Below are 12,159 nucleotides of genomic sequence, written 5' to 3' on the forward strand. Positions count from 1 at the left end.
GGGTAGACTTGAGCCCGACATTCCGGGTGACATGAAGAAGGACATTGCTAGTGAGCAACGAAGCAACTACGGTCGGCACGTCTCGCGTCAAGCGGGGCATGGCAGAGATGCTCAAGGGCGGCGTGATCATGGACGTCGTCAACGCTGAGCAGGCCAAGATCGCCGAGGACGCGGGCGCTGTCGCCGTTATGGCCCTCGAGCGTGTTCCGGCTGACATCCGCTCCCAAGGCGGCGTCGCTCGGATGTCCGATCCCGATTTGATCGATGGGATCATCGAGCAGGTCTCGATCCCGGTCATGGCCAAGGCCCGTATCGGTCACTTCGTCGAGGCACAGGTGCTGCAGTCGCTCGGTGTCGACTACATCGATGAGTCCGAAGTGCTGACCCCGGCCGACTACACCAACCACATCGACAAGTGGAAGTTCACCGTGCCGTTCGTGTGCGGTGCCACGAACCTGGGTGAGGCATTGCGCCGTATCACCGAGGGCGCGGCGATGATCCGTTCCAAGGGTGAAGCCGGCACCGGTGACGTCTCCAACGCCACGATGCACATGCGCAAGATCGGTGGCGAGATCCGCCGGTTGCAGTCGCTGTCCGAGGACGAGTTGTACGTCGCGGCCAAGGAACTGCAGGCACCGTTCGAACTGGTCAAGGAAGTCGCTGAAGCCGGCAAGCTCCCGGTCGTGCTGTTCACCGCAGGCGGCATCGCAACGCCCGCCGATGCGGCCATGATGATGCAGCTGGGTGCTGAGGGCGTGTTCGTCGGCTCGGGCATCTTCAAGTCCGGCAATCCGGCCGAACGTGCTGCGGCCGTCGTCAAGGCCACGACGTTCTTCGACGATCCCGACGTCATCGCCAAGGTCTCCCGCGGTCTCGGCGAAGCCATGGTCGGCATCAACGTCGAAGAGATCCCCGAACCGCACCGGTTGGCCGAACGGGGTTGGTAAGGGCTGCGCGGCTTCGCCGCGCCCGCGACCTCGTCGCTCTCCGGGCTTCGCCCGGGCCCTTGGCCTCGCTTCGCTCGGCCTTTTGGTGACGTCGCTTCGCCTCCACTGGCGCCTTGACCTTTTTTGGTTGGGGCGTCTTTGTGGTTCTTTCGGGCCATCTTTGGTCGTTCTGTGTTGTGGGTCACAGTGGTGGGTCATGATTCCGATAGGGACTTAGGTCCTAGCCCCCTCACCGTTGGGGTTACGGGGGGATCATGACTGGGAGAGATCATGAAGAAGTCGACAAAGGGAGTATTCGCGGCAACCGCCGCGGGTGTGTTGCTTCTCGGCGGGGCCGGGTCGCTGGCGTATTGGAGTGACAGCAAGGACGGCGACGCCGGAGCCATCGCATCGGGAACCTTGACGCTGTCCGCCGTGACCTGCGATGCAGCCTGGAAAGAGGGTCTCGCCACGATCACCACGATCGTGCCCGGCGACACCATCACCAAGGAGTGCGCCGCGACGTTGACGCTCACGGGCGACCACATCGGTGCGACCGTCGCCTTGGATCCCACGTCCGTGGCAACCGTCGAGGCCGCGTTCAACGGCGAGGTCGACATCACCTCGACCCTCACCGAACCCGCCGCCCCGATCACGGATCCTGGCGTGCACGACGTCACCGTGACCCTCTCGGCAGCATTCGCCGGTGCGGCAGCGACGAACGATTCTCAGGGCGTTACCCAAACGCTCGACGGCATCGAACTCACTGCGACCCAGACACACAATCCGTGATGAATACGCGCTGACACTGGGTCTCCGATGAACCGGATGCACAAAGCCCGATCTGGCAGGCCGCTGGCCTGGCTGTGGCGTGGCGGCGTGTGGTTGGTGCTGACCGGCCTCGTCCTCGCGCTCCTCGGCGCCGTAGCGCTGCCGCGGATCGCGGGTGCGACGCCGTATTCGATCCTGACGGGCTCGATGCGGCCGGACTACCCGCCTGGGACCCTCGTCGTGATGAAACCGGTCGATGTCTCCGACATCAGAACCGGCGACGTGATCACGTACCAGCTGAAATCGGGCAGATCGGATGTCGTGACACACCGCGTGGTCGGTCAAGGATTCTCCGCGACCGGCGAGCGGCTGTTCACGACTCGAGGCGACGCCAACGACGTCCCGGACGCCATTGCCGTTCGGCCCGTACAGATCCGTGGAGAGCTCTGGTACGCATTGCCGTATCTCGGCTTCGTGAACGAGTACGTCGGTAGGAAGGAGCGCCGCATCGTGACGATGACGACCGCGTCACTCCTAGCGCTCTACGCCGCGTACATGTTCACGTCGGCTGCCCGGGAACGGAGGGTTCATGTCTGAGCACAAGTCCCGTCGCTCCGTCCTGGGCGTCCTGGCATCGGTCCGGGTCCGAGCGGTCTTGAGTCTCGGCGTGGCCCTGGGAGTCGGTGCGGTCGGCACATTCGCCTTCTGGACGGACGAGGTCGTCATCGACGCCGGAACGTTCTCCTCGGCGACGTTGAACGTCAAGGTCAACGACCAGGACGCGTACACCTCGACATCTCTCGCGATGCCGGCGATGGTCCCGGGTTCGAGCTCGTCTGAGGTGCTCGTGGTCAAGAATGTCGGCACCGCGCCGCTCAAATATGTCATGACGGGCGGTCTGGGAGGAGCGAACGCCACCGACTTCAGCACCGCGACAACAGGTGGTCTGCTCCTGACGATTCGCCTGGGCGGGACCAAATCGGGCGGCACGTGCACGGGAGGGACCGTCGTATTCACCGAAGCCCCACTGACCAGCACCACCACGACCGTGCTGTTGGCGAAACGGCCGACATCGCCTCTGGCGGCGGCCAGCGGTGCCGGAGTTGGCGGTGGCACGGAGAGCCTTTGCGTCCAGATCAAGCTGAGCGACACCGCGCCGAATGCCTTGCAGGGCAAAACTGCCACTGCCACGTTCTCGGCCAACGCCACATCGGATGTCTCGTGAGTGCCGCCCGCACGGTCCGGGAAGGCCTCCTGACCGTCGGTGCGCTGGTGGGGGTCCTGTGTCTCGGGCTGACGGTGGCCGGGGTGGCGTTCGGCATCGTGCCTTTGGTGTTCCGCTCGGGATCCATGTCGCCGGCGATCGAAACAGGGGATCTGGCGATCGCGCGCACCGTCGATGCCTCCGCGCTTCGTCCCGGCGACGTCGTCTCGGTGGTCACGGGATCCGGCGTGCGGGTCACCCACCGCGTCGTTTCTTCCGCCCCACAAGGCGATCGACAACAGCTGACGATGAAGGGCGACGCTAACCAGGCGCCCGATGCCGAGCCCTACGTCATCGCTCGCGCGGACCGGGTGCTGTTCCACATCCCGAAGGCCGGGTACGTCGTCAATGCAGTCGCCAGCCCGTTCGGCATATTCGTCGGAGGCCTGTACGTCGCGATGATGTTGTGGCTGGTGTTCCGACGACGGCCGCCGGCCGATGACGACCGGCCGAAATCGGGAGGCCGGCGTCGGGCGCCCCGGACGTCGCGCAGTGTTCCGTTGCTGCGCCGATCCGCAACTGCGGCGACAGCGTTGGTCCTGGCGTGTGGGGGACCGGCCCAGGCGATCCCGTGGAGTGACGCAGCGCCGATCACCGGCGCTTCCCTGACCGCGCGGACGATCCCTGCACCGGTCGCGGCCTGCGGTCTGATCAGCGTCGGAAGCGTCCAGGTCACCTGGACCGAGGTAGCCGGCGCGACAGGATATGTCCTGCACTCCGGGGCGAACGGTGCAACGACTGAACCTGTCGGGGCCGCCGTACTCAGCAAGAGTCTGAGCGGTTTGATCACCGGCGGGCGTTTTTGGGTCGAGGCCCAGACCAACTTCGGCTCGGTGACCTGGACGTCGGCACCGTCCAATTCGCTGACGTACACCAACTTGCTGTTCCTGGTGGGACTCTGTTCCTGACCGGCACAGGGGTATGATCGAGGTGTCGACGTGCGCGAGGTATGGGAGTGCCTCCAACGTATGACGACAAGAGGGAGCTGTGAACTCCGTCCGCGTTCTTCGCGGGTGGTTCATACGCTCTTTGTGGCCTGATCGGGAGCTTTATTGGATCAGGTCTTGGCGGTGGTGGCGTATCCCCTGGAGACTTGTCTCTTACGCCACTGCCGCCTCCTCATGTCTGCAGTCGGGTTCAGTAGTGTTGGCCCGTGACTTCCCCCTCGATCGGCGTCTTTGCACTGCAGGGCGATTTTCGTGAGCACATCCGTGCCCTCACGGTGCTGGGTATTGACGCCGTGGCCGTCCGGAGGCCCGAAGAACTCGCGAAGTGCGATGCACTCGTCCTCCCGGGTGGAGAGTCGACCACGATGTACAAACTCGCCAGGACCTTCGAACTGTTCGAGCCGCTGGTCGAACGGATCGGTGCGGGCATGCCGACGTTCGGCACCTGCGCCGGGATGATCATGCTGGCCGACCGCATCGTCGACGGGATCGTCGGGCAGGAGACGCTCGGCGGGCTCGATGTCACGGTGCGCCGCAACGCGTTCGGCCGTCAGGTCGACTCGTTCGAGGGAGATATCGCCTTCGACGGTTTCAGTGATCCCGTGCACGCCGTCTTCATCCGGGCACCATGGGTCGAGCAGGTCGGCGACGGGGTCGACGTGCTTGCCAGGATCGATTCTGGTGAGGCTGCCGGTAGAATCGTTGCGGTCCGTCAGGGCAATGTGATGGCGACGTCGTTCCATCCCGAGGTCGGCAACGACCTGCGTGTCCACAGCTACTTCGTCGACTTCGTTCGGCAGTCATAACTCGTCGATTACAGGTTAAGGGGCGTCATATATGTCAGGCCATTCCAAGTGGGCGACCACGAAGCACAAGAAGGCCATCGTCGACGCCAAGCGCGGCAAGATGTTCGCCAAACTGGTCAAGAACATCGAGGTCGCCGCGCGCATGGGCGGGGCCGACCCCGAGGGCAATCCGACGCTGTATGACGCGATCCAGAAGGCCAAGAAGTCCTCGGTCCCCAAGGATCACATCGACCGGGCGGTCAAGCGCGGCGGCGGCGTCGGCGACGATGCGGTCGACTACATCACGATCATGTACGAAGGCTACGCGCCGGGCGGAGTCGCGCTCTTGGTCGAATGTCTGTCAGACAACCGCAACCGCGCGGCGATGGAAGTACGCACCGCGATGACCCGTAACGGCGGAACCATGGCCGATCCGGGTTCGGTGTCGTACATGTTCCACCGCAAGGGCGTCATCATCGTCCCGCAGGAGCAAGAGGGCGGTCCGACCAATGAGGACGACGTCCTGATGGCCGTGCTCGACGCCGGGGCAGAAGAGGTCAACGATCTCGACGGTTCCTTCGAGGTGCTGTGTGAGGCGACCGACCTGGTGGCCGTTCGGACCGCACTACAGGACGCGGGTCTCGACTACGACTCCGCCGACGCCAACTTCGTGCCGACCGTGACGGTCGAGGTCGATGCCGAGGCATTCTCCAAGATCATGCGCCTGATCGATGCGCTCGAGGACTGCGACGACGTGCAGAACGTCTTCGCCAACTTCGACGCCTCGGACGAAGTCATGGCAGCAGCCGAATAGGTCCGGCGAGTCGCCCGCGGCATAGCTGTGGGGCGGTCTAAGCTGTCGAACATGCGTTCTAACTCGGTGACGGTCCGATGAGGGTCCTGGGCATCGATCCGGGCCTGACCCGGTGCGGTGTGGGTGTCGTCGACGGAACGGTGGGGCGCCCCCTGACGATGGTCGATGTGGGAGTCTTCCGCACACCTGCCGATCTCGACATCGCCCGACGTCTGTATCGCCTGGAGCAGCAGCTCGAGGCCAGCATCCTGACCCATCGTCCCGATGCCGTGGCGGTCGAACGGGTATTCAGCCGGCGCGATGTCAGTACCGTGATGGGCACTGCGCAGGCGAGCGGCGTCGCGCTGCTCGTCGCTGCCCGCCATGGGATCCCCGTGCACCTGCACACCCCCAGCGAGGTCAAGGCCGCCGTGACGGGCAGCGGTCGTGCCGACAAAGCACAGGTCACCCAGATGGTGACCCGGCTGTTGCGGCTGACGCAGGCGCCCAAGCCCGCCGATGCCGCCGATGCCCTGGCGTTGGCGATCTGCCATATCTGGCGCGGGGGAGCCACCAACCGACTCGAAGCGGCCGTCGCCGCAGCAAAGGCTCAAGCACGATGATCGCTCATGTCCGCGGCCCGGTTGCCGGCGTCACCATCACCTCGGCCGTCATCGACGTAGGCGGGGTCGGGATGCAGGTCATGTGCACGCCCAGCACCATTGCGACACTGCGGATCGGCACCGAAGTTCAACTGTCGACCTCGATGGTCGTCCGAGAGGATTCCCTGACGATCTTCGGCTTCGCGACCAATGACGAACGCGATATGTTCGAGTTGGTGCAGACCGCCAGCGGTATCGGACCGAAGGTCGCCCAGGCGATGCTCGCGGTGCTCGATCCAGACCGTCTCCGACAGGCCATCGGCCAAGGTGATCTGGCGACCCTGACGACTGTGCCCGGCATCGGACGCAAAGGTGCCGAACGCATCGTGTTGGAGCTGAAGGATCGAGTCGGTGTCACGAGCCAGACGATCTCGGCTGGGGGAGCCTGGCGTACGCAAGTGCATGAGGCCCTGCTCGGACTCGGCTGGTCGGCGCGCGAGGCCGAGGCGGCGCTCGACCACGCTGCGTCTGAATTGCCCGCAGGCTCGACGCCCGATGTGTCGCAGATCCTGCGCGATGCCTTGCGTTCACTGGCCAAGGGCCGCTGATGCACGACGACACCTTCATGGGTGACGGCGGCGATGACGATGACGTCGTGGTCGCCGCAGCCGGCCCAGAAGATCGGGCATTCGAGGCGGCGTTGCGCCCCAAGACGCTCGAGGAGCTCGTCGGGCAGGAACGAGTGCGCGAACAGCTCTCCCTGGTGCTCGAGGCCGCTGTGGCTCGCGGACGCACTCCCGATCACGTCCTGCTGTCCGGACCGCCAGGACTGGGCAAGACCACGATCGCGATGATCATTGCGAATCAATTGTCGAGGGCGCTGCGCATCACCAGTGGCCCGGCGATCCAGCACGCCGGCGATCTTGCCGCGATCCTCTCGGGCATCAACGAGGGCGATGTGCTGTTCATCGATGAGATTCACCGGATGTCGCGGCCTGCCGAAGAGTTGCTCTACATGGCGATGGAGGACTTCCGCGTCGATGTGATTGTCGGCAAAGGGCCCGGTGCGACAGCGATTCCTTTGGAGATCCCGCCGTTCACGGTCGTGGGCGCCACGACGAGGGCCGGTCTGCTGCCCAGCCCGTTGCGGGATCGGTTCGGATTCACCGCGCAGCTCGACTATTACGATGCCGATGAACTGCACCGCATCGTCAAGCGGTCGGCTGGCCTGCTCGGTCTCGAGGCGTCCGAGGATGCTGGCCGGGAGATCGCTACCCGCTCCCGTGGCACTCCGCGTATCGCCAACCGGCTGTTGCGTCGAGTGCGTGACTTCGCCGAGGTGCGCGCCGGGGGAGTCGTCGATCATTCAGTGGCGATGAGTGCCTTGGCGTTGTACGAGGTCGACGAGCTGGGCCTCGACCGGCTCGATCGGGCGGTGCTCGATGCGCTGTGCCGCAGCTTCGGCGGAGGGCCTGTGGGTGTCTCGACTCTCGCGGTCGCCGTCGCAGAGGAGCGCGAGACGGTCGAAGAACTCGCTGAGCCGTTCCTGGTGAGGCTCGGATTCTTGGCCCGGACGCCCCGCGGCCGCATCGCGACTCCGGCGGCTTGGCGTCATCTGGGACTCACGGCGCCGGCGGGATCCGATCAGCTCGCGCTGCCCGACGACATCGCCTGAGCGACATATGGTGAACCGGCTCACGTCAATTCGGTTGCCGGGTTAAACTATCCGGCGGCCCACCGGCCAAGCCTGAGGTGACATCGGGTCACCACGAAAGCATCGGAGTTTCACTGTGAATGACTGGGCCTCGACCGTCTTGCCGATCGTCGTACTCATCCTTGCTTTCTGGTTTCTGGTGGTCCGGCCCGCGCGGTCACGCCAACGTGAGTTCCAGGGGCTGCAACGTCAGCTGGAGGTCGGACAGCAGGTCATGCTGGCCAGCGGGATCTTCGGCGAGACGGTCACAGTCGGCGACGAAACGGTCGAACTGCTGATAGCGCCCGAGACCGTCATCACGGTCAACCGTCATGCGGTCTCACGGATCCTTCCGGCCGAGATCGAGTCCGAAGCCGAAGAAAGCACCGAAGAGTGATGGCCAAGGCAAAACCGCGCAGCTCGACGACGCCTCGCCCCAAGCGGACGTTGACGCTGTTCCTCGCGGCGATCATCGCGTTGTACGGCCTTGTGGCACTGATCGACCTGACCAATGACAAGGGCGAGAACAGCGCCTGGCATCCCAAGCTCGGCCTCGATCTCGAGGGCGGCACCCGTATCTCGTTGCAGGCCAAGGCCACCGACGGCAAAGTGACTCAGGACAAGCTCGACCAGGCGCGCAGCATCATTGACCAGCGCGTGAATGCCTCGGGTGTCACCGAGGCCGAGGTCACGACGCAGGGCTCCGACCAGGTCATCATCGAGATCCCCGGCGAGCGTAAGGCAGGCATCGTCGACGAGGTCGGCAAGACCGCGCAGCTGCGATTCCGCCTGTTGTGGACCGGTGACCTGCCCAGTGCGGCAAAGACCACCGATACCGCGGCGCAACAGAAGATCATCGACGGCATCGACTGGAGCAAGCTCACGCTCGATCAGATGATCAAGGCCGAGACCCAAGGGCTCGAGGCGCTGCCCGAGTCCGTCCAGCCGGGTATCAAAGCGCTGCAGGCGCAGGCCGCAGCGTTCGTCTGCAACCCTGAGGGCGTCGACGTCAACGACGTGGCCGCCCAACCACTTGTCACCTGCGACACCAAGCGCGGCGAGGTGCAGATCCTCAGCCCCACCGTCATTCCCGGCGGCGACATCAAGAGCGCCGATGCGGCCTACGACTCGCAGCGTGCCGAGTGGACCGTCCAGATCGCGCTCAAGGGCGACAGCAAAGGCGTGTTCAAGGACGTGACGACGGCTCTGACACCGGCGAGCAAGCGGTTCGCGATCGTCCTCGACGGCGATGTCATCACCGCCCCCGCCTCACAGGCCCCCATCACGAACGGCGAGTCGTCGATCACCGGCGACTTCACCGCATCCACATCCAAGGCGCTGGCCAATCAGCTCAAATTCGGCGCATTGCCCCTGACCTTCGGCATCAACGGCAGCGAGGAGATCGGCCCGTCGCTGGCCGGCTCCCAGCTCGACGCGGGGCTGATCGCAGGGGTCATCGGCCTGATACTGGTGATCGTCTACTGCCTGCTGTACTACCGCGGCCTGGGACTCGTCATCATCGGTTCGTTGCTGGTCGCAGCGGCGTTGACCTACGTCATGGTGCTGTTGCTCGGCAAGGGAGTCGGATTCACCCTCACCCTGCCTGGTATCGCGGGATTGATCGTCGCGATCGGCATCACCGCCGACTCGTTCATCGTGTTCTTCGAACGTATCCGCGACGAAGTGCGCGATGGCAAGTCACTTCGCCTCGCCGTCGAGGCCGGCTGGGCCAGGGCGCGAGGGACGATCCTTGCCGCCGACGCCGTCTCGATCATCGCCGCGTTGACGCTGTACTTCTTCGCGATCGGCGTCGTCCGCGGATTCGCGTTCGCACTGGGTCTGACCACGTTGATCGACGTCTTCGTTGTGTTCTTCTTCACCAAACCGCTCGTCTCGATCCTGGCCAGAACCAAGTTCTTCGGTCAGGGACACAAGCTTTCGGGCCTGGACGCGGCCCACCTCGGCATCTCGGGCCGCAAGGTGTCGCAGATCGGTGCTTCCAAGGACGTCCGCACCGAGGGGAAGGCCAGCGTATGAGCCGCATCAGTGAGTTCGGGCACAACCTCTACGAGGGACGTGTCTCGTTCAACTTCGTGGGTCGGCGCAAGCTCTTCTACGCGATCTCGGCCGGAATCATGATCGTGGCGGGCCTCGCGCTCGTGGTGCGTGGTTTCAATCTGGGTGTCGAGTTCAAGGGAGGCGTCGAGTTCACCGCGAAGGTCCAGGTCGCCAATTCCGAATCGTCCGACGCCATGGTCCAGGCAGTTGAGGATGCTGACGTCCCCGAAGCCGGGGATCCCACCGTCCAGACCTCTGGCAAAGACACCATCCGAATCCAGACGCGAGCCCTGACGCAGGATGAGGCGACGCAGGTGACTGAGTCGCTCAAGTCTGCGGGGGCGACGGAGGTCAGTCAGAATCTGATCGGCCCGACGTACGGCAAGCAGGTCGCCACCAAAGCACTGACCGGCCTGATCGTCTTCGTGATCCTCATCGTGCTGTTCATCTGGGCGTACTTCCGTGAGTGGCGGATGTCTGTCTCCGGAATCGTCGCGCTCGCGCACGATCTCATCATCACGGCGGGTGTGTACGCCCTCTCGGGCTTCGAGGTCACACCGGCCACGGTGACGGGCCTTCTGACGATCCTGGGCTATTCGCTGTACGACACCGTGGTGGTGTTCGACAAAGTGCGAGAGAACACCAAGGGCATCTTGAAGTCGTCCACGAGAACTTATGCTGAGCAGGCCAACCTGGCGCTCAACCAGACCTTGGTGCGGTCGATCAACACCACCGTCACGGCTTTGCTGCCGGTCGCGGCGCTGCTGTTCGCAGGTGTGTTCATCCTGGGTACCGGTCCGCTCAAGGACTTGGCGCTCGCGCTGTTCGTCGGCATGCTGGCCGGCGCGTACTCGTCGATCTTCTTGGCGACCCCGTTGCTGACCCAGCTCAAGGACCGTGAACCGGCGATCAAGGCCCACACCGCGCGGGTTCTGGCCCGTCGGGCGAAGGACGCCGAGACGCCGGTCGCAGTCGGCTCGAGCACGCCGGCGCGTCCGGTCACATCCTCGGGATCGGCCAAGCGCGCACAGCCATCGCGCAAGCCGCGGTCGCAAAGGGGTAAGGGTCGGTAGCGGACGGTTCGTCGTTCGGCACCTCCCGATAGGGTCGTGACGTCTACTGAGGAGATTCGATGAAGCACACAGGATTGGCCGCCGGAATCGTCATGGTCGGACTGTCTCTGGCTGCTTGCGGCGGCAGTGATGACAAGCCGGCCTCGGAATCCTCCGCCGACTACTGCAAAGAGCTGAAGAGCGCGCAGACCACGATCGGGGCCCCGGCCAGCAATGTGTCGATCAAGGACAGTCTGAAGACGTTCCACAGCCTGGCCGCATCCGCCCCAGACAAGGTCTCGGCGCAATGGAAGGTGCTCGACGGTGCGTTCGTCGAGCTGGAAGCCGCCTTCAAGAAGGCCAAGGTCGACTTCACCGACTCCGCCGCCGCGCAGAAGGCACTGACCAGCGGCAAGATCCCGCTCGACGTCATCCAGAAACTGACGTCCGCCGATGTCACCAAGGCTCGTACGGCGATCGAGGAACATGCCAAGACGGCATGCAAGGTCGATATCTCCGGCTCCTAGCCGTTCTTCACGTTCGAGAGGATCCGCATGACCCAGCTGGACACCGTGATCGATGATCTGGTGCGGCCCATCGCCGACTGGCCCGAACCAGGTGTCACATTCCGTGACATCACCCCATTGCTCGCGGACGCCGCCGGCTTGGCCTCGACAATCGACCAGCTCGTCGAGCTGGCCGGTCAGGTCGGCCCGGTCGACGCCGTGCTCGGCATCGAGGCCCGTGGCTTCATCCTCGGTCCGGCCATCGCACTTCGACTCGGCGTGGGATTCATCGCGGTGCGCAAGGCAGGCAAGCTCCCCGCCGAAACGCACTCGACCTCGTACGACCTGGAGTACGGTTCGGCAACGCTCGAGATGCACGTAGGCGCTTTGGCACCCGGTGCACGGGTTCTGGTCGTCGACGACGTCCTGGCCACGGGCGGGACGATGTTGGCGGCAGCCGAACTGGTCCAGCAGGCCGGGGGAGTCGTGGCCGGCAACCTGGTGCTGATCGAGCTCGCCGACCTCGCCGGGGCCGAGCGCCTCGCGCCGGTCGGCTGCGCGGCCGTCCGCACCTACTGATCCTCACCGTCACAACCCTGCCGAGAAGCGAGAATCATGAATCCACACCAGGTACGTATCGTTGCGCTCGTCCTTGTCGTGCTGTTGGTGGCCGGTGCCGCCGCGACCCTGATCGGTGAGCTGCTCTGACACTGTGCCGAAGTGAGTGCTGGAACCTCTGGCATACCATGGAGGACACAATGA

The 12,159-nt window shown here is 64.5% G+C and carries 15 protein-coding genes; all 15 read left to right on the forward strand.

What is annotated here, in order from left to right; all coding sequences use genetic code 11:
- Positions 1-50 precede the first annotated feature (50 nt).
- Positions 51-947: a pyridoxal 5'-phosphate synthase lyase subunit PdxS gene (gene pdxS / locus ACXJKC_RS00110; protein ID WP_456694627.1), complete on the forward strand. Its 897-nt coding sequence runs from the start codon at positions 51-53 to the stop codon at positions 945-947.
- 270 nt (positions 948-1,217) lie between these two features.
- On the forward strand, positions 1,218-1,718 hold the full coding sequence (locus ACXJKC_RS00115) for an alternate-type signal peptide domain-containing protein (RefSeq protein ID WP_456694628.1): 501 nt from the start codon (positions 1,218-1,220) through the stop codon (positions 1,716-1,718).
- Between the two features lie 27 nt (positions 1,719-1,745).
- The gene (locus tag ACXJKC_RS00120; RefSeq protein WP_456694629.1) at positions 1,746-2,294 is read left to right on the forward strand and encodes a signal peptidase I; all 549 of its coding nucleotides are present in this window, start codon (positions 1,746-1,748) and stop codon (positions 2,292-2,294) included.
- On the forward strand, positions 2,287-2,922 hold the full coding sequence (locus ACXJKC_RS00125; RefSeq protein WP_456694630.1) for a SipW-dependent-type signal peptide-containing protein: 636 nt from the start codon (positions 2,287-2,289) through the stop codon (positions 2,920-2,922). Before ACXJKC_RS00120 ends, ACXJKC_RS00125 begins: the two co-directional genes overlap by 8 nt.
- On the forward strand, positions 2,919-3,869 hold the full coding sequence (locus ACXJKC_RS00130) for a signal peptidase I (RefSeq protein ID WP_456694631.1): 951 nt from the start codon (positions 2,919-2,921) through the stop codon (positions 3,867-3,869). The genes ACXJKC_RS00125 and ACXJKC_RS00130 overlap by 4 nt, the downstream gene beginning before the upstream one ends.
- A 245-nt stretch (positions 3,870-4,114) precedes the next feature.
- Positions 4,115-4,714, forward strand: coding sequence for a pyridoxal 5'-phosphate synthase glutaminase subunit PdxT (pdxT, locus tag ACXJKC_RS00135; RefSeq protein ID WP_456694632.1), 600 nt, complete (start codon positions 4,115-4,117; stop codon positions 4,712-4,714).
- A gap of 31 nt (positions 4,715-4,745) precedes the next feature.
- Positions 4,746-5,507, forward strand: coding sequence for a YebC/PmpR family DNA-binding transcriptional regulator (locus tag ACXJKC_RS00140; RefSeq protein ID WP_456694633.1), 762 nt, complete (start codon positions 4,746-4,748; stop codon positions 5,505-5,507).
- Between the two features lie 86 nt (positions 5,508-5,593).
- Entirely contained in the window at positions 5,594-6,109 is a 516-nt protein-coding gene (gene ruvC, locus ACXJKC_RS00145) for a crossover junction endodeoxyribonuclease RuvC (protein WP_456694937.1), read from the forward strand.
- Complete coding sequence (gene ruvA / locus ACXJKC_RS00150; protein WP_456694634.1) at positions 6,106-6,696, forward strand: Holliday junction branch migration protein RuvA; 591 nt, start codon at positions 6,106-6,108, stop codon at positions 6,694-6,696. Before ruvC ends, ruvA begins: the two co-directional genes overlap by 4 nt.
- A 17-nt stretch (positions 6,697-6,713) precedes the next feature.
- Positions 6,714-7,763, forward strand: coding sequence for a Holliday junction branch migration DNA helicase RuvB (gene ruvB, locus ACXJKC_RS00155; RefSeq protein WP_456694938.1), 1,050 nt, complete (start codon positions 6,714-6,716; stop codon positions 7,761-7,763).
- A 115-nt stretch (positions 7,764-7,878) separates the two neighbouring features.
- Positions 7,879-8,178 carry a preprotein translocase subunit YajC gene (gene yajC / locus ACXJKC_RS00160; RefSeq protein WP_456694635.1) on the forward strand — a complete coding sequence of 100 codons (300 nt, stop codon included), beginning with the start codon at positions 7,879-7,881 and terminating at the stop codon, positions 8,176-8,178.
- Positions 8,178-9,818 (forward strand): protein translocase subunit SecD, encoded by a 1,641-nt coding sequence (gene secD, locus ACXJKC_RS00165; protein WP_456694636.1) that lies wholly within the window; start codon positions 8,178-8,180, stop codon positions 9,816-9,818. The genes yajC and secD overlap by 1 nt, the downstream gene beginning before the upstream one ends.
- The gene (secF, locus tag ACXJKC_RS00170) at positions 9,815-10,912 is read left to right on the forward strand and encodes a protein translocase subunit SecF (protein WP_456694637.1); all 1,098 of its coding nucleotides are present in this window, start codon (positions 9,815-9,817) and stop codon (positions 10,910-10,912) included. Before secD ends, secF begins: the two co-directional genes overlap by 4 nt.
- 59 nt (positions 10,913-10,971) lie before the next feature.
- Positions 10,972-11,418 (forward strand): hypothetical protein, encoded by a 447-nt coding sequence (locus ACXJKC_RS00175; protein ID WP_456694638.1) that lies wholly within the window; start codon positions 10,972-10,974, stop codon positions 11,416-11,418.
- A gap of 27 nt (positions 11,419-11,445) precedes the next feature.
- Positions 11,446-11,976 carry an adenine phosphoribosyltransferase gene (locus tag ACXJKC_RS00180; RefSeq protein WP_456694639.1) on the forward strand — a complete coding sequence of 177 codons (531 nt, stop codon included), beginning with the start codon at positions 11,446-11,448 and terminating at the stop codon, positions 11,974-11,976.
- Positions 11,977-12,159 lie beyond the last annotated feature (183 nt).

This window comes from Aeromicrobium sp. P5_D10 (genome assembly GCF_054049535.1).